The 15,764-nt window shown below is 64.6% G+C and carries 14 protein-coding genes; 9 read left to right on the forward strand and 5 right to left on the reverse strand.

Features of this window, described 5'->3' with window-relative positions; translation table 11 throughout:
- Positions 1–11: 11 nt before the first annotated feature.
- Positions 12–1,124 carry a biotin synthase BioB gene (bioB, locus tag ACTJLC_RS14815; protein WP_440844372.1) on the forward strand — a complete coding sequence of 371 codons (1,113 nt, stop codon included), beginning with the start codon at positions 12–14 and terminating at the stop codon, positions 1,122–1,124.
- Positions 1,125–1,215: 91 nt separating this feature from the next.
- Here the strand turns inward: bioB and ACTJLC_RS14820 are convergent, their stop codons facing one another.
- The gene (locus ACTJLC_RS14820; RefSeq protein WP_073432209.1) at positions 1,216–2,241 is read right to left on the reverse strand and encodes a sulfate ABC transporter substrate-binding protein; all 1,026 of its coding nucleotides are present in this window, start codon (positions 2,239–2,241) and stop codon (positions 1,216–1,218) included.
- Positions 2,242–2,367: 126 nt separating this feature from the next.
- A complete protein-coding gene (locus ACTJLC_RS14825) occupies positions 2,368–2,970 on the reverse strand; it encodes an RBBP9/YdeN family alpha/beta hydrolase (RefSeq protein WP_073432210.1) in 603 nt (200 codons plus the stop codon).
- Positions 2,971–3,341: 371 nt separating this feature from the next.
- On the opposite strand from ACTJLC_RS14825, the gene ACTJLC_RS14830 reads away from it, so the two are divergent.
- The 6 genes from ACTJLC_RS14830 to ACTJLC_RS14855 all read left to right on the forward strand — a co-directional run bounded on the left by ACTJLC_RS14830 (position 3,342) and on the right by ACTJLC_RS14855 (position 7,434).
- Positions 3,342–4,283, forward strand: a complete 942-nt coding sequence (locus ACTJLC_RS14830) for a 2-hydroxyacid dehydrogenase (RefSeq protein ID WP_440844374.1) — start codon at positions 3,342–3,344, stop codon at positions 4,281–4,283.
- 75 nt (positions 4,284–4,358) lie between these two features.
- Positions 4,359–5,285 (forward strand): hydroxymethylglutaryl-CoA lyase, encoded by a 927-nt coding sequence (locus ACTJLC_RS14835; RefSeq protein ID WP_073432212.1) that lies wholly within the window; start codon positions 4,359–4,361, stop codon positions 5,283–5,285.
- A 29-nt stretch (positions 5,286–5,314) separates the two neighbouring features.
- A complete protein-coding gene (locus ACTJLC_RS14840) occupies positions 5,315–5,836 on the forward strand; it encodes a YbaK/EbsC family protein (RefSeq protein ID WP_083084821.1) in 522 nt (173 codons plus the stop codon).
- 4 nt (positions 5,837–5,840) lie between these two features.
- A complete protein-coding gene (locus ACTJLC_RS14845) occupies positions 5,841–6,065 on the forward strand; it encodes a DUF1289 domain-containing protein (RefSeq protein WP_083084823.1) in 225 nt (74 codons plus the stop codon).
- Positions 6,062–6,517 (forward strand): MaoC family dehydratase, encoded by a 456-nt coding sequence (locus tag ACTJLC_RS14850; protein WP_440844377.1) that lies wholly within the window; start codon positions 6,062–6,064, stop codon positions 6,515–6,517. The genes ACTJLC_RS14845 and ACTJLC_RS14850 overlap by 4 nt, the downstream gene beginning before the upstream one ends.
- On the forward strand, positions 6,514–7,434 hold the full coding sequence (locus tag ACTJLC_RS14855) for an MBL fold metallo-hydrolase (protein WP_440844379.1): 921 nt from the start codon (positions 6,514–6,516) through the stop codon (positions 7,432–7,434). The genes ACTJLC_RS14850 and ACTJLC_RS14855 overlap by 4 nt, the downstream gene beginning before the upstream one ends.
- Positions 7,435–7,773: 339 nt before the next feature.
- Here the strand turns inward: ACTJLC_RS14855 and ACTJLC_RS14860 are convergent, their stop codons facing one another.
- Entirely contained in the window at positions 7,774–8,673 is a 900-nt protein-coding gene (locus tag ACTJLC_RS14860; RefSeq protein WP_440844381.1) for a DMT family transporter, read from the reverse strand.
- 114 nt (positions 8,674–8,787) lie between these two features.
- Between ACTJLC_RS14860 and ACTJLC_RS14865 the strand changes: the two genes are divergently transcribed.
- Complete coding sequence (locus ACTJLC_RS14865; RefSeq protein ID WP_440844383.1) at positions 8,788–9,258, forward strand: Lrp/AsnC family transcriptional regulator; 471 nt, start codon at positions 8,788–8,790, stop codon at positions 9,256–9,258.
- A gap of 55 nt (positions 9,259–9,313) precedes the next feature.
- On the opposite strand, the gene ACTJLC_RS14870 is transcribed toward ACTJLC_RS14865, so the two are convergent.
- Complete coding sequence (locus ACTJLC_RS14870; protein WP_310119377.1) at positions 9,314–10,204, reverse strand: alpha/beta fold hydrolase; 891 nt, start codon at positions 10,202–10,204, stop codon at positions 9,314–9,316.
- A 292-nt stretch (positions 10,205–10,496) separates the two neighbouring features.
- On the opposite strand from ACTJLC_RS14870, the gene ACTJLC_RS14875 reads away from it, so the two are divergent.
- Positions 10,497–11,456 carry an NAD(P)H-dependent flavin oxidoreductase gene (locus ACTJLC_RS14875; RefSeq protein WP_440844385.1) on the forward strand — a complete coding sequence of 320 codons (960 nt, stop codon included), beginning with the start codon at positions 10,497–10,499 and terminating at the stop codon, positions 11,454–11,456.
- Positions 11,457–11,534: 78 nt separating this feature from the next.
- Here ACTJLC_RS14875 and ACTJLC_RS14880 read toward each other — a convergent pair whose 3' ends face one another.
- The gene (locus tag ACTJLC_RS14880; RefSeq protein ID WP_440844387.1) at positions 11,535–15,380 is read right to left on the reverse strand and encodes a methylmalonyl-CoA mutase family protein; all 3,846 of its coding nucleotides are present in this window, start codon (positions 15,378–15,380) and stop codon (positions 11,535–11,537) included.
- Positions 15,381–15,764: the final 384 nt, after the last annotated feature.

Below are 15,764 nucleotides of genomic sequence, written 5' to 3' on the forward strand. Positions count from 1 at the left end.
GGATTGACGACATGACGCAACTGAACATCGCTCCGACGCCGGTCGACACGGCGGCCGCCAACAGCAATGCCAATCACAACGCCAATAGCGCCGCATCGGACGGCAAACAGCTCGCGCGCTGGCGCGTCGCCGACATCGTCGCGCTGTACGAACTGCCGTTCAACAATCTGATGTTCCGCGCGCAGCAAACACATCGCGAGCATTTCGACGCGAATACCGTGCAACTGTCGACGCTGCTGTCGATCAAGACGGGCGGCTGCGAGGAAGATTGCGCGTACTGTCCGCAGTCGGTGCATCACGACACGGGCCTGCAGGCCGACAAGCTGATGCCGGTCGACGAAGTCCTCGCCGCCGCGCGCGCCGCCAAGCAAAACGGCGCGACGCGCTTTTGCATGGGCGCCGCGTGGCGCAATCCGAAAGACCGGCACCTGGAGCCGATCAAGGACATGATCCGCGGCGTGAAGGCGATGGGTCTCGAAACCTGCGTGACGCTCGGCATGCTGGAGACGCACCAGGCGCAAGCTCTGCGCGAAGCGGGCCTCGACTACTACAACCACAACCTCGATACGTCGCCGGAGTTCTACGGCCAGATCATTTCGACGCGCACGTATCAGGACCGTCTCGACACGCTCGAACGGGTGCGCGACGCGGGCATCAACGTGTGCTGCGGCGGCATCGTCGGTTTGGGCGAGTCGCGGCGCGAGCGGGCCGGCTTGATCGCGCAACTGGCGAACATGGAGCCGTATCCCGAGTCGGTGCCGATCAACAACCTGGTGCAAGTGGAAGGCACGCCGCTGACCGGCACGGAAGCGATCGACCCGTTCGAGTTCGTGCGCACGATCGCGATTGCACGCATCACGATGCCGCGCGCGATGGTGCGTCTGTCGGCGGGACGCGAGCAGATGAACGAAGCGTTGCAGGCCATGTGCTTTCTCGCCGGCGCGAATTCGATTTTCTATGGCGATCAGTTGCTGACCACCAGCAATCCGCAAGCGGAGGCGGATCGCAAGCTGTTGGAGCGCCTGGGGATTCGGGCGGAAGCGGCGCAGCAGATGCCGCTCGATCAGAGCGGTTGCGAGCATGGCTGCGAACACGGTCATGACTCGCACGCTGCGCCCAACTAAACGCAACAAGCGCATGCGATAGCAATTCGCGCAATAAAAAAGGCCGCCTCGGTAACGAACCGAAGGCGGCCTTTATGCTTCAAGCGAAGCTTTACTTCCTATCCACGATGATCTGATCGAACGTCCCGCCATCGGAGAAATGCGTTTGCTGCGCTTTCTGCCAGCTACCGAACATCTCTTCGACGGTGAAGGTCTTGATCGGTTTGAACTCCGCCTCATGCTTGGCGAGTACGTTCCTGTCGCGCGGACGCAGATGATGTTGCGCGATGATTTCCTGCGCGGCCGCCGACCACAGATAGTCGAGATACGCCTGCGCTTCCTTGCGCGTGCCGCGCTTGTCGACCACCTTGTCGACGATCGCCACGGGCGGCGCCGCCAGCAAGCTCACCGACGGATACACCGCTTCGAAATTGCCCGCGCCCACACCCGTGTTCATCAGCGCGACTTCGTTTTCGAACGTCACCAGCACGTCGCCGATGCCGCGCTGCGTGAACGTGGTGGTCGCGCCGCGGCCGCCCGTGTCGAGCACCGGCACGTTCCTGAAGATCGCTTTTTCGAAGTCGAGCGCCTGCGCGTCGGTGCCGCCGTGCTGCTTGCGATAACCCCACGCGGCCAGATACGTATAGCGGCCGTTACCCGAGGTCTTGGGATTGGCGATCACCACCTGCACGCCGGGCTTGGCGAGATCGTCCCAGTCCTTGATGTGCTTCGGGTTGCCCTTGCGCACGAGGAACACCATCGTCGTGGTGTACGGCGCGCTGTCGTTCGGCATGCGCGCACGCCAGTTGGTCGGCACCAGTTGGCCCTTTTCGGCGAGCAGGTCGATGTCGTTCGGCTGGTTCATCGTCACGACGTCGGCCTGCAAGCCTTGCAGCACCGACAAGGCCTGCGCGCTCGACGCGCCGTGCGACTGGCGGATCGACACGGTCTCGCCGGTCTTCTGCTTGTACGCCGCGATGAAGCCGGCGTTGATGTCCTTGTACAACTCGCGCGTCACGTCGTACGAGACGTTGAGCAACGACGCTTGCGCGTGCGCCGTCGACACGCCGCCGAGCGCGAGCGTGATTGCCGTCATGCCGGCTGCCAGCCAGCGCGATGTGCCCGTCTTGCCTGCCATCTTGTCCCCGCCTATCGATGATGAAAACCGGTGGCCGCACGAACGCGCGGCATGAAGCGGGATTCTAACGGATCGCTTACTGGCTCACTCGTGCCGGGGCCGGTGCATCGAGCGCGGCGCGAAGCCTCAAACGAATGCGTGCTGCGCGGCCTCGAAGGCATCCTCGCGAAAGCGCAATGGCGCGGCGCAATGCACCAGCGTGTCGATGAAATACTTGGCTCGCGGCCAGGGGCCGAAACCGGCCGCGGTGTTGATATGCCCCGCGTCGCCGAGATTGACGAACGCGCTGCCGAAACGCTGCGCGAGATCGCGCGAACCGGCGAGCGGCATCCACGGATCGGTTTCGCTGCCGATCAGGATCGACGGCACGCCGAGGCGCCGCGCGTCGAACGTTCCCGCGAAGCCGAATTTCTCCGGGCTCGCGGGCGCGACGAACAGCACGCCGACCACGTCGTTCGCATACGACGCCTGCTGCAACGCATGCGCGGTCGCGAGGCAACCGAAGCTATGCGCGGCCAGCACGAACGGTCCGCGCTCGCGCGCGAGCAGATCGCGCAGCGACTTCGCCCATAGTGCGAGGTCCGGCGCGTCCCAGTCGGCCTGTTCGACGCGCAGCGAGCGCGCGAACTGCCGCTCCAGCCATGTTTGCCAATGCGCGCCCTCGCTGCCGTGCAGACCGGGCACGGTCACGAGCCGCGGCGGCCATGTCGATTTGGTGCATGAAAGCATGTCTGTCCCTCGCAAAGGGAATCCGGGAAGGTATTGTCCCGCTGCGCGCCGCGCGAACGAACCAAGTTTTTGTGCTTTGTTTATCGGGCTAAATGGCGGTCGAGATGGCGGCGCCGTGACTGTCGACGTAGCAGGCGACGTGGCCGGCGACTGGCCCGAGCGACGGCCGGTGCCATGTGCCGCGTGACCGGCGAATTGCACGGCCGTCCGCAAACGCGCGCGATCGGCGTCGAAAAAGTAGAATGAAGCCTACCCATAAAAGGAGGAGGCCCCATGCCGCAAGCGTCGTCTGAAGCGCCGCGCGCGTCGCAGCCGTCACAACGGGCCTTTCCCGCAATCCGGCCCGACAACGCAGGCGTCTTTCTGACCGTATGAAAATCCTCTTCTACATGCCGCATGCCGATGCCGCCGCCTGGCTTCACGACTTTGCCCGCGCGCTGCCCGAGGCCGATCTGCGCGAGTGGCAGCCTGGCGACACCGCGCCGGCGGACTTCGCGGTCGTGTGGCGGCCGCCGCGCGAGATGCTGGCCGGCCGCGACGACTTGCGCGCGATCTTCAATCTGGGCGCGGGCGTGGATGCGATCCTCGCGCTCGAAAGCGAACAGCCCGGCATCTTGCCGCGCAACGCCCAGTTGATCCGCCTGGAGGACACCGGCATGGCGCCGCAAATGGCCGAGTACGTCGCGCACGCGGTGCTGCGCTACCTGCGCCGTTTCGACGAATACCAGACGCTGCAAAGCGAACGCCGCTGGGAAGTGCTCGAACCGCATCCGCGCGAGACCTTCACGGTCGGCGTGCTCGGGCTTGGCGTGCTCGGCGCGCATGTCGCGCAAACGCTCGCGGGCTTCGGCATGCCGGTGCGCGGTTATAGCCGCGGCGCGCGGCACATCGAGGGCATCACGACCTTCGCCGGCGAGGCGCAGTTCGATGCCTTTCTCGACGGCGTGAAAGTGCTGGTGAATCTGCTGCCGCATACGCCGGATACAGCCGACGTGCTGAACGCGCGCACCTTCTCGAAGCTCGCGCGCGGTACCTATCTGATCAACGTCGCGCGCGGCGGGCATCTGGTCGAACAGGATCTGCTCGAAGCGCTCGCGAGCGGCCAACTCGCCGCCGCCACGCTCGACGTGTTCCGCGAGGAGCCGTTGCCGCCCGATCATCTGTTCTGGCGGGAGCCGCGTATCACGATCACGCCGCACATCTCCGCGCTGACGTTGCGCGAGGAAAGCGTCGCGCAGGTCGCGCGGAAAATCACGGCGCTCGCGCGCGGCGAAACGGTCAGCGGCGTGGTGAATATCGAACGCGGGTATTGAGAGCCGGGTGAGCTTCGAGCAGGCACTGAGAGACATCAATGAAGGAGCGCCGCCAAGCGCGGCAGGAGACACATCATGGCCTTACCGCAGCAAGTGAAAATCGTCGAAGTCGGTCCGCGTGACGGGCTGCAGAACGAAAAAGAATTCGTCGCCACGGCGATCAAGATCGAGTTGATCAACCGCTTATCGGCGGCGGGTTTTCGCAACGTCGAAGCGGCGTCGTTCGTCTCGCCGAAATGGGTGCCGCAAATGGCCGACGGCGCCGACGTCATGGCCGGTATCGAACGGCGCCCAGGCACGATCTACTCGGTGCTGACGCCGAACATGCGCGGCTTCGAAGGCGCGCTCGCCGCGCGCGCCGACGAGATCGTGATTTTCGGCGCGGCCAGCGAAGCGTTTTCGCAGAAGAACATCAATTGCAGCATCGCGGAAAGCATCGACCGGTTCGCACCCGTGGCGCGCGCGGCGAAGGAAAATCGCCTGCGGATTCGCGGCAGCGTGTCGTGCGCGCTGGGCTGCCCGTATCAGGGCGAGGTGCCGGTGGCCTCGGTGGTCGATGTGGTCGAACGTTTCGCGGCGCTCGGCTGCGACGAAATCGACATTGCCGATACGATCGGCGTCGGCACGCCGAAGCGCACGCGCGAAGTGTTCGATGCGGTGACCAAGGTGTTTCCGCGTGAACGTCTATCGGGCCACTTCCACGACACTTACGGCCAGGCGCTCGCGAACATCTACGCCGCGTTGCAGGAAGGCATCGAGATTTATCACGCGTCGGTGGCGGGGCTCGGCGGCTGTCCGTATGCGAAGGGCGCGACCGGCAACGTCGCGACCGAGGACGTGCTGTATCTGATGAACGGCCTCGGCATCGAAACCGGCATCGACCTCGCGCAAGTCGTGGCGATCGGCGATTTCATCTCGACGTCGATCGGCCGGCCCAACGTATCGCGCGCCGGCAAGGCGCTGCTCGCCAAGGCGCGCAGCGAAGCGGGCAACTGTGTTTGACCTCAGCCAATCAATCAGGATCTAAAACAATGATGGACGACGCTTTCCTCGAATCCGACAATCTCGCCGCGCTGCCCGACTCGGCGCGCCGCGTCGCGCTGTTGCTGCGCGAGCGCGGCCACGCCGGCCGCATCGTGATGCTGCCGGAAACCGGCAAGACTTCCGCCGAAGCCGCCGCCGGGCTCGGCTGCTCGGTCGCGCAGATCGCCAAATCGATCCTGTTTCGCCGTCGCGAGGACGACGCGCCCGTGCTGGTGGTCGCGAGCGGCGCGAATCGCGTCGACGAGAAGAAGGTGGCCGCGCAAGTCGGCGAGATCGGCCGCGCGGATGCGAAGTTCGTCCGCGAAAAAACCGGCTATGCGATCGGCGGCGTGTGTCCGATCGGCCATGCGACCGAACCGGTGACGCTGATCGATGCCGACCTGCTGGCGCTCGACAGCTTGTGGGCCGCGGCGGGCCATCCGCATGCGGTGTTCAATCTCACGGCGCAGGAATTGATTACGCTGACGGGCGCGCCGGTGATCGACGTGGCGCTGCGCGAAACCGCTTGAAGCCATGACCGAAAGCCTCGGCCACGACGACGGCGCTGCCGTGCCGTCGCCCTGCATCAACGTCTGCAAGATGGACGCGTCGACCGGCTGGTGCGAAGGGTGTCTGCGCAGCATCGACGAGATCGCCGGCTGGTCCTCGTTCGACAACGACGCGAAGCGCGCGGTGTGGGACGCGATCGAGGCGCGTCACGCGCAGGTCATGGCGATGCAAGCGAAGGTGCCGCGATGAACGCGCCGCCGCGCATCGTCACGATAGGCGAGACGTTCAGCTCGACGCTCGCGCTTTCGGCGGAGTCGGTGAAATCGTTCGCCACGCTCGTCAACGACTTGAACCCGCTGCATCACGACGACACCTATGCCGCGCAAAGCCGCTTCGGCGGGTTGATCGCTTCGGGCACGCAGCCCACCGCCTATTTCATGGCGCTGCTGGCGACGCATTTTTCGACCTACGCGCAGCCGCTCGGTCTCGAGTTCGACATCAAGCTTAAAAAGGCGGTCCATGCGAACGACACGCTCACGATCACCTGGCGCGTGCGCGACGCCTACTGGAAGCCGAGCCTGAACGGCGATCTGACGCATCTCGATGGAGCGGTGGTGAACCAGCGCGGCGACACTGTGTTGATCGGCACGTCCACCGTTCTGGTGATGCCGAAGCCCGAAGCATCGGCGAACGCATCGTGATTGCGCTGCCGCCATCCATCAAGGTATTCGAGCGTGGCTGGCTCTCGTCGAACAACGTGCTGCTGATCGACGATGCGTGCGCCGCGCTCGTCGATACCGGCTATGCGACACATGCGCCGCAAACGCTCGCCCTGGTGCGGCAGACGCTCGGCGCGCGGCCGCTCGATCTGATCGTCAACACGCATCTGCATTCGGATCACTGCGGCGGTAACGCGCTCTTGCAGGCAACGTGGCCGTGCAGGACCGCGATTCCCGTCTCCGAAGCCGACGCCGTGCGCGCATGGGACGAAACGCGTCTGACGTTTCGCGCGACGGGGCAAGCTTGCGAGCGCTTCAGCTTCACCGAGACCATCGCGCCCGGCGTGCGGTTGCGGCTCGGCGCGCTCGATTGGCAGGTGCTCGGTGCGCCCGGCCACGATCCGCATTCGTTGATGCTGTATTGCGCGGACGAGCGCATCCTGATCAGCGCGGACGCGCTGTGGGAAAACGGCTTCGGCGTGATTTTCCCCGAGCTGGAAGGTGAAAGCGGTTTCGCCGAGGAACAAGCGGTGCTCGAAGCGATTGCGGAGCGGGACGTGCGCCTCGTGATTCCCGGCCACGGCGCGCCTTTCACGAATGTCGAGCAAGCATTGGAGCGGGCGTTTTCGCGCGTCGCATGGTTGCGAGCCGATCCGGCGCGCAATGCGAGGAATGCGTTGAAGGTGCTGATCGTGTTCAAGCTGCTCGAAGTCCGCGAGATGGGCTTCGACGTCCTGCTGCGAATGCTCGATGAAGCTGCCGCGATGCGCGCCGCCGCGTCGATGCTCAAGCCGCGCGGCGAATGGCCGGCGCTGGTGCGGGAGATCGTCGAGGAACTCGCGGCGCGAAATGGGCCGCTGGCGGTGGACGGCGCGCGCATCGTCTCCCGTCAGGCTTGACGCTCGCGCGCTGGCGCGGGGTCCAAGCGGCATGCGGCTAAAAACCGTCGCCACAAAAAGAAAGCCGCTCGACCATTGGGAATGGCGAGCGGCGGAAATTCTGTCGGACGTGATCAGCGTCGTTACGAATGATACGCGCGCCGGATTTGCGACCGCATCAGTGATTTCCCTACAGAAGTTTGACGCCGCGTTTTAATCCGGCATACAGGTGGTGTCGCGCGAACCCGCATGGCCGCTCGCTTTGCGCGCGATCCGTTCGCGCATTGATCCGCCCATATGAACAATGCCTCGTTCCGGAATCCGTAGCATCCGCACGGAACGCGAGCAAGCGGAGGCTCGTCACGTCGACGACAAGCGCTTCTGCGGCACGATTCGCCAGCCGAGATTGACGCCGGCCGCCGCGAGCAGAATCAGCACCGCGCCGAGTATCTGAATCCATGCGAGCGTCTGCCCGAACGCGATTCGATCGACGATGATCGCCACCACCGGATAGATGAACGACAGCGCGCCGGTCATCGAAGTCGGCAGCTTCTGGATCGCGCCGTAAAGCAGCACGTACATGAGGCCGGTATTGACCACGCCGAGCACAATCAATTCGAGCCACTGCACGCCATTGGTCGGCAGCGCGTCGAAACGCACGAATGGCGCGAGCATCACCACGCCGAGCGACACCTGAATCAGCGCGATCAGATGCGGCGGCGTGCCCTTGAGCCGCTTCGTGATGATCGACGACACCGCGTACATCGCCGCCGCGCCCACCGCATAGGCGACGCCCACCAGATACTGCCCCGGCACCGCCAACACCGCCGGCTCGACTTTCACGACGAACACGAGGCCGATGAACGCGACCACCAGCCATGCCACCGTCGACGCGCTAATGCGCTCGCGAAAAATCAGCGCGCCAAGCGCGACCAGCATGAAAGGCTGCGTGTTGTAGACGGCCGTCGCCATCGAGATCGACGCGCGCGAATACGCCGCGAACAGCAGCACCCAGTTCAGCACGATCGCCGCGCCGCCGAGCAAGGCGAGGCCGAGCATCGTCCACGAAAACAGCTTGCGCCTGAAGAGACCCAATACGGCGCACACCAGCGCCAAGGTCGCGCCGCCGAAAATGCAGCGGAAGAACACCACGTTGAACGAGCTCTGCTGCGACGACACCACCAGCCAGCCGATGGTGCCCGACATCAGCATGGCCATGCTCATCTCCGCGGCCCCGCGGCGAATTTCATTTGAAGCCATGATTCGATCCTCGAATTGAATCCTGCATGACAGGCAGTGTAATTAATCCGATGACGCCAATACATGGCTAAACTTAAGCCTTCCGGCGATTAAACCTAAGAATCGAAGGCCATCATGATCAAACGCCTTGCCCCCTCCGTGCCCGCGTCGCTCGACGAAACCGACCGGGCGCTGCTCACCGCGCTCGCCGAGGACGCCCGTCAGCCGGTCGCCGAACTGGCGCGTGCGGTCGGCCTGTCGGCGCCGAGCACGGCGGAGCGCATCCGCAGGCTCGAAGCGCAAGGCGTGATCGAGCGCTTCACGGTGCAGATCGATCCGCGCGCGCTCGGCTTCACGTTGCAGGCGATCGTGCGCGTGAAGCCCCTGCCCGGTCAGTTGCATCTGGTGGAGGAAGTGATCCGGCGCATTCCGGAGTTCGTCGAATGCGACAAGGTGACGGGCGACGACTGCTTTATCTGCCGCCTGTATCTGCATTCGATCGAGCAGTTGGATGAGATTCTGTCGAAAGTCACCGAGCGGGCGGAAACCAGCACCGCGATCGTCAAGTCGACGCCGGTCGCGCGCCGCTTGCCGCCGCTCGGTTGAGCGGCGGGCGCGGCGGGTCATAAAGAAGCGCGCGCTCGCGCATGAACGAAGCGGCTTACTGTTCGACCGCTTCGAAGAAAGACAGCATTTCCGCGAGCAGTGGCTCAGACGCCTCTTCGGGAAGGTAATGCCCGCAAGACAGCGACCGGCCGCTCACGTCGCGCGCCACACGGCGCCATTCCGCCAGCGCGTCGAAGCACTTCTCGATCACGCCCTTGTCGCCCCACAGCACCCGCAGCGGACAGCCGATCTTGTGGCCCCGTTCGATATCGGCGCGATCGTGCTCGAGGTCGATGCTCGCCGCCGCGCGGTAGTCCTCGCACATCGCGTGAACCGCGCCGGGTTGCGCGAGCGCGGAGCGATAGGCATCGAGCGCGTCGGGTTCGAACGCGGCCAGCCCCGCATGACGGCTGCCCATCACCGAATCGACATACGCGGCCGGGTTCGCGCCGATCAACGTCTCGGGCAGCGGCTCGGGCTGGATCAGGAAGAACCAGTGGAAGTAATGCGTGGCGAACGCGCGGTCGGTGGCTTCGTACATCGCGAGCGTCGGCGCGATGTCGAGCAGCATCAGACGTTCGACGGCGTCGGCATGGTCGAGCGCCATGCGATGCGCGACGCGCGCGCCGCGGTCGTGCGCGCACACCAGAAAACGTTCGAAGCCGAAGTGGCGCATCACGGCGACCTGGTCGGCCGCCATCGCGCGTTTCGAATAGGGCGTGTGGGCGGCGTCGCTCGGCGGTTTGTCCGACGCGCCGTAGCCGCGTAAATCAGTGGCGATGACGGTGAAGTGTTCGGCCAGTTGCGCGGCGCAGCGCCGCCAGATCAGATGCGATTGCGGATGACCGTGCAGCAACAGAAGCGGCGGCCCCGCTCCGCCCTTCACTCCGAAAATGTCGACATCGCCCGTGGCGACGCGAAAGGGCGTGAAATTCTCGAAGGCCATAACGGAGTCTCGTGTCGTTTGGAAGTCTGTGCATTGTAGGAGCGCAATATGTACACCCCGAGTGGGTTAGCCCACGCAAGCATAGAACCTGAACACTCCCTCCAACCGTTCCAAACCAACACGCGAACGCAAGCGAGGCGCTTCGCCTATAATCGAACGACCGTTCTTTAATAGACGGCGGCATAGTGGACAGATGCGCGAGCTTCGAAGCGCCGTCAGCCAGGTGCCGCTAAACTCATTAACGCCGGGCGCTGCACGCCGCACCGGTCGCTCAAATCAGGAGACTCGCATCATGGCATTGCCCGCCGTCCTGCAAAAACTTACGCTGCCCGTCGTCGCCTCGCCGATGTTCATCGTCAGCTATCCCGAACTGGTGCTGGCTCAATGCAAGGCCGGCATCGTCGGTTCGTTTCCGGCGCTGAACGCACGCCCCGCGGAATTGCTCGACGCATGGCTCACGCAGATTCAGGCGCAGCTCGCCGAGCACAAGGCCGCCCATCCCGATGCGCTCATCGGGCCGATTGCCGTCAACCAGATCGTTCATCAGTCGAATACGCGGCTCGAGCACGACGTGCGTGTGTGCGTCGAACATAAGGTGCCGATCTTCATCACTAGCCTGCGCGCGCCCGCGCGTGAAATCGTCGATGCGGTGCATGGCTACGGCGGCATCGTGCTGCACGACGTGATCAATCTGCGCCATGCGCAGAAGGCGCTGGAAGCGGGCGTCGACGGACTGATCCTGGTGGCGTCGGGCGCCGGCGGCCATGCGGGCACGACCTCGCCGTTCGCGCTGGTGGGCGAAGTGCGGCGCATCTTCGACGGCCCGATCGTGCTGTCGGGCTCGATCGCCAACGGCGGCTCGATTCTCGCCGCACAGGCGATGGGCGCGGACCTCGCGTACATGGGCACGCGTTTCATCGCCACGAAAGAAGCGCACGCCGTGGACAGCTACAAGCAGGCCATCGTCAATTCCACGGCGTCGGACATCATCTACACGAACCTGTTCACCGGCGTGCACGGCAACTACATCCGCGAAAGCATCGTGAACGCGGGGCTCGACCCGGACGCGCTGCCGGAATCGGACAAGACCAAGATGAACTTCGGCGGCGACAAGGCGAAGGCGTGGAAAGACATCTGGGGCGCGGGCCAGGGCGTCGGTTTGATGGATGACGTGCCGAGCGTCGCGGAACTGGTGCGGCGCTTGTCGAAGGAATACGACGATGCGAAGGCGCGGCTGGGGATTGCGCGCTGAACGCGAGGCGAGTGCTTCGCTTCAAGGCGGTTCGCCGCGGCTCGTACGTCTGCTGCCGAGCCGCGGCTCATACCCGCCTCACATATTGCGGCGATACTGCCCGCCCACTTCGAACAACGCGTGCGTGATTTGCCCCAGCGAGCAAACGCGCACGACATCCATCAACACCGCGAACACGTTTTCATCGTCGATCACCGCGCGTTTCAGGCGTTCGAGCGCCGCGGGCGCGCCCTCGCGATGCTGCGCCTGAAAGTCGCGCAGACGTTTCAACTGGCTTTGTTTTTCCGCGTCGGTGGAGCGAGCCAGCACGATCGGCTGCGGCGCTTCATGCGGATGCGCGCTCAAAAATGTATTCACGCCGACGATCGGATACGAGCCGTCATGCTTGCGATGCTCGTACAGCATCGACTCGTCCTGAATGCGCCCGCGCTGATAACCCGTTTCCATCGCGCCGAGCACGCCGCCGCGCTCGGTGAGCCGATCGAATTCGGCCAACACCGCTTCTTCCACCAGATCGGTCAGCTCCTCGATCACGAAGCTGCCCTGATTCGGGTTCTGGTTCTTCGCCAAACCCCATTCACGGTTGATGATCAACTGAATCGCCACCGCGCGGCGCACCGAGTCCTCGGTGGGCGTCGTGATCGCTTCGTCGAATGCGTTGGTGTGCAGCGAGTTGCAGTTGTCGTAGATCGCGATCAGCGCCTGCAGCGTGGTGCGAATATCGTTGAAGTCGATTTCCTGAGCATGCAGGCTGCGGCCCGAGGTTTGCACGTGATACTTGAGCTTCTGGCTGCGCTCGTTGGCGCCGTAACGCTCGCGCATCGCGATGGCCCAGATGCGTCGCGCGACGCGGCCCAGCACCGTGTACTCCGGGTCCATGCCGTTTGAAAAGAAGAACGACAGGTTCGGCGCGAAATCGTCGATCGACATGCCGCGCGCCAGATAGGCCTCGACATAGGTGAAGCCGTTCGCGAGCGTGTAGGCGAGTTGCGAAATCGGATTCGCGCCGGCCTCCGCGATGTGATAGCCGGAGATGGACACCGAATAGAAATTGCGCACGCCGTGCTCGACGAAATACGCCTGAATGTCGCCCATCACTTTCAGGCTGAACTCGGTCGAGAAAATGCAGGTGTTCTGCCCTTGGTCTTCCTTCAGGATGTCGGCTTGCACGGTGCCGCGCACGTTTTCAAGCGCGGCTCGGCGCGCCGCGGCGAGTTGGTCTTGCGTGAGCGGATGGCCGTGCTGTTGTTCCATGCGCGCGATCTGCTGATCGATCGCGACGTTGAAGAACATCGCGAGGATGGTCGGCGCGGGGCCGTTGATCGTCATGGAGACCGAGGTTTCCGGCGCGCACAGATCGAAGCCGTCGTAGAGCGCTTTCATGTCGTCGAGCGTCGCCACCGACACGCCCGAATTGCCGACCTTGCCGTAGATGTCCGGCCGCTCGTCCGGCTCTTCGCCGTAGAGCGTGACGGAATCGAAGGCCGTCGAAAGACGCTTGGCCGGCATGCCCTCGGAGAGCAGCTTGAAGCGGCGGTTGGTGCGGAACGGGTCGCCCTCGCCGGCGAACATGCGCGTCGGGTCTTCGTTTTCGCGGCGGAACGGGAACACGCCAGCGGTAAACGGAAAGTAGCCGGGCAGGTTGTCGAGCATCAGCCAGCGCAGGATTTCCCCGTGGTCGACGAACTTCGGCAGCGCGACCTTGCGGACTTCGGAGCCGGACAGTGTCGTGACGGTGAGCGCAGTGCGAATTTCGCGGTCGCGGATGCGGACGACGTGTTCGTCGCCGGAATAGGCGGCGACGGTGTGCGGCCAGCTTTCGAGTAGTTGGCGTTCGCGTTCGCCGAGGGCGGCGGTGCGCTGGGCGATCAAGCTGTCGAGCGGGATTTCGGCGGTGGTGGCTTGTTCGGGCGCTTGTTCGGGCGCTTGTTCGGGCGCTTGTTCGGGTGCTTGTTCGGGCGCTTGTTCGGGCGCTGGGTCTGCGGAGGACGCTACGCTCGCCATTGACGTCGAGATCGCACTGATACGTGCGCCCGCATTTGCACCCTCACCCGCATTTGCTTCACCGAGCATGCGGCGCGCTTCGACCAGTTGCCAGCGCTCGCGCGCCACGCGCGCTTGCGCGTCGGCGCGCTCACGGTAAGCGTGAACCGTCTGCGCGACATCGGCGAGATAGCGCACACGGGCCGGCGGCACGATGGCGTTGCGGCCGCTCGAAAAGCGCACGTTATCGAGCGTGGGCAGACGGCCGCCGCCCGCGCGCAAGCCGTGCTTGCGCAGCGCGCTTGCCACTTGCTGATACAGCGCGGTCACGCCATCGTCGTTGAAACGCGAGGCGATTGTGCCGAACACCGGCATCGCGTCGGGCGACTTCGCGAAGTCGCCGCGATTGCGCTGCACCTGCTTGGCGACGTCGCGCAACGCGTCCGGCGCGCCCTTGCGATCGAACTTGTTGATCGCGACGAAGCCCGCGAAGTCCAGCATGTCGATTTTCTCCAACTGGCTGGCCGCGCCGAACTCGGGCGTCATTACATACAGCGATTCGTCGACGAACGGCACGATCGCCGCATCGCCCTGGCCGATCCCGGACGTCTCCACTACGATCAGATCGAAGCCCGCCGCTTTGCACAGCATGAGCGCGTCGGGCAAGGAGTCGGAGATTTCGCTCGACGCTTCGCGCGTCGCCATCGAGCGCATGTACACGCGCGCGCCGCCGCCCCAGTCGCCGATCGCGTTCATGCGAATGCGGTCGCCGAGCAGCGCGCCGCCGGATTTGCGGCGCGACGGGTCGATGGCGAGTACGGCGATGGTGAGCGCGTCGCCGTAGTCGAGCCGGAAGCGGCGAACCAGTTCGTCGGTGAGCGAGGATTTGCCCGCGCCGCCGGTGCCGGTGATGCCGAGGATGGGAACCTCGCTCGCCTTCGCAAGCGCCGACAGTTTTTCGCGCTCGGCCGGCGCGACGCCGCCCGTTTCGAACGCGCTGATCAGTTGCGCGAGTCGGCGGAAGGTGGGCGATACCGAATCGCGTGCATCGAGGACGGGCGCAGTGGGCGTGACGGCGGGCGCCTTTGCGGTGTCCGCTTGTGGCGTTTCGCCGGCCTGGCGAGCGTTATGGAGCGGATCGTGACCGCCGGCGCTTTGATGGTCGGTGGAGGCCTTGCCGACGGTGTGCGGGACCGGGTCCGCTTGCGCCGTTTCGCCGGCTTCGCGAGCGTTGTGGAGCGGATCGCGGCCGCCGCCGCTTTGATGGTCGGCGGACGCCTTGCCGACGGTGTGCGGGACGGGGTCCGCTTGCGCTGTTTCGCCGGCTTCGCGAGCGTTGTGGAGCGGATCCTGACCGCCGCCGCTTTGATGGTCGGTGGGCGCATCGGCGCGCGCTTCCAAACGCGGCAACCTGCGCGCCGACAGGTCGGCGATCCACGCACCCACCGCATTTTCCCGGCTGCCCTCGACGGCACGCGCGGCTTCCAGGCAACGCGCGATCATGTCGTCGATCATCCCTTGCAAGCCGAGCCGCTGACCGTCATGCGGCGAATAGATTTTCTCCACGCCGTAGCGTTCGAGTTCGGCGATTTCCTCGGGGACGATCACGCCTCCGCCGCCGCCGAATACCTTGATGCGCTCGCCGCCGCGCGCGCGCAAGAGTTCGACTAAATAGCGGAAGTATTCGTTATGCCCGCCTTGATAGCTGGACACGGCGACGCCGTCGGCGTCTTCGTGCAGCGCGGCGGTGGCGACTTCATCGACGGAGCGGTTGTGGCCCAGGTGAATCACCTCGACGCCGCTCGCCTGCAGGATGCGCCGCATGATGTTGATCGACGCGTCGTGTCCGTCGAATAGCGCGGCGGCCGTGACGAAACGCAGACGCCGGCCCGCTGGCAGCTTGTGGCTACCGGCGCGCTGCGGCGTGGACAGATCGGTCATGTCTCCCCCAGATCGTTACGCGTATGGGTGCTGGCAACCAGTATAGCTAAACGAGGGGCGGCGTCCGGGCGGGATCGAGGCGGGGTTTGGCGTGGCTGGCGTCCTTCGCCTTTGCCACGTTTTGCGTCTTTTGCGTCTTTTGCGTCTTTTGCGTCTTTTGCGTCTTTTGCGTCTTTTGCGTCTTTTGCGTCTTTTGCGTCTTTTGCGCGTTTAGCGCGCGTTTGGCGCGTTTGGCGCGTTTGGCGCGTTTGGCGCGTTTGGCGCGTTTGGCGCGTTTGGCGCGTTTGGCGTGTTTGGCGTGTTTGGCGTGTTTGGCGTGTTTGGCGTGTTTGGCGTGTTTGGCGTGTTTGGCGTGTTTGGCGCGTTTGACGCGTTTGACGCGTT

The organism is Paraburkholderia sp. 22099 (genome assembly GCF_052045835.1).
Lineage (GTDB): Bacteria > Pseudomonadota > Gammaproteobacteria > Burkholderiales > Burkholderiaceae > Paraburkholderia > Paraburkholderia terricola.

Bases quoted from the DNA above. Each gene is read 5' to 3' on its own strand.
- ACTJLC_RS14820 (WP_073432209.1), bottom strand. From the start codon at position 2,241: ATGGCAGGCAAGACGGGCACATCGCGCTGGCTGGCAGCCGGCATGACG.
- ACTJLC_RS14850 (WP_440844377.1), top strand. From the start codon at position 6,062: ATGAACGCGCCGCCGCGCATCGTCACGATAGGCGAGACGTTCAGCTCG.
- ACTJLC_RS14870 (WP_310119377.1), bottom strand. From the start codon at position 10,204: ATGGCCTTCGAGAATTTCACGCCCTTTCGCGTCGCCACGGGCGATGTC.
- ACTJLC_RS14880 (WP_440844387.1), bottom strand. From the start codon at position 15,380: ATGACCGATCTGTCCACGCCGCAGCGCGCCGGTAGCCACAAGCTGCCA.
- bioB (WP_440844372.1), top strand. From the start codon at position 12: ATGACGCAACTGAACATCGCTCCGACGCCGGTCGACACGGCGGCCGCC.
- ACTJLC_RS14860 (WP_440844381.1), bottom strand. From the start codon at position 8,673: ATGGCTTCAAATGAAATTCGCCGCGGGGCCGCGGAGATGAGCATGGCC.
- ACTJLC_RS14875 (WP_440844385.1), top strand. From the start codon at position 10,497: ATGGCATTGCCCGCCGTCCTGCAAAAACTTACGCTGCCCGTCGTCGCC.
- ACTJLC_RS14825 (WP_073432210.1), bottom strand. From the start codon at position 2,970: ATGCTTTCATGCACCAAATCGACATGGCCGCCGCGGCTCGTGACCGTG.
- ACTJLC_RS14865 (WP_440844383.1), top strand. From the start codon at position 8,788: ATGATCAAACGCCTTGCCCCCTCCGTGCCCGCGTCGCTCGACGAAACC.
- ACTJLC_RS14840 (WP_083084821.1), top strand. From the start codon at position 5,315: ATGATGGACGACGCTTTCCTCGAATCCGACAATCTCGCCGCGCTGCCC.
- ACTJLC_RS14830 (WP_440844374.1), top strand. From the start codon at position 3,342: ATGAAAATCCTCTTCTACATGCCGCATGCCGATGCCGCCGCCTGGCTT.
- ACTJLC_RS14845 (WP_083084823.1), top strand. From the start codon at position 5,841: ATGACCGAAAGCCTCGGCCACGACGACGGCGCTGCCGTGCCGTCGCCC.
- ACTJLC_RS14835 (WP_073432212.1), top strand. From the start codon at position 4,359: ATGGCCTTACCGCAGCAAGTGAAAATCGTCGAAGTCGGTCCGCGTGAC.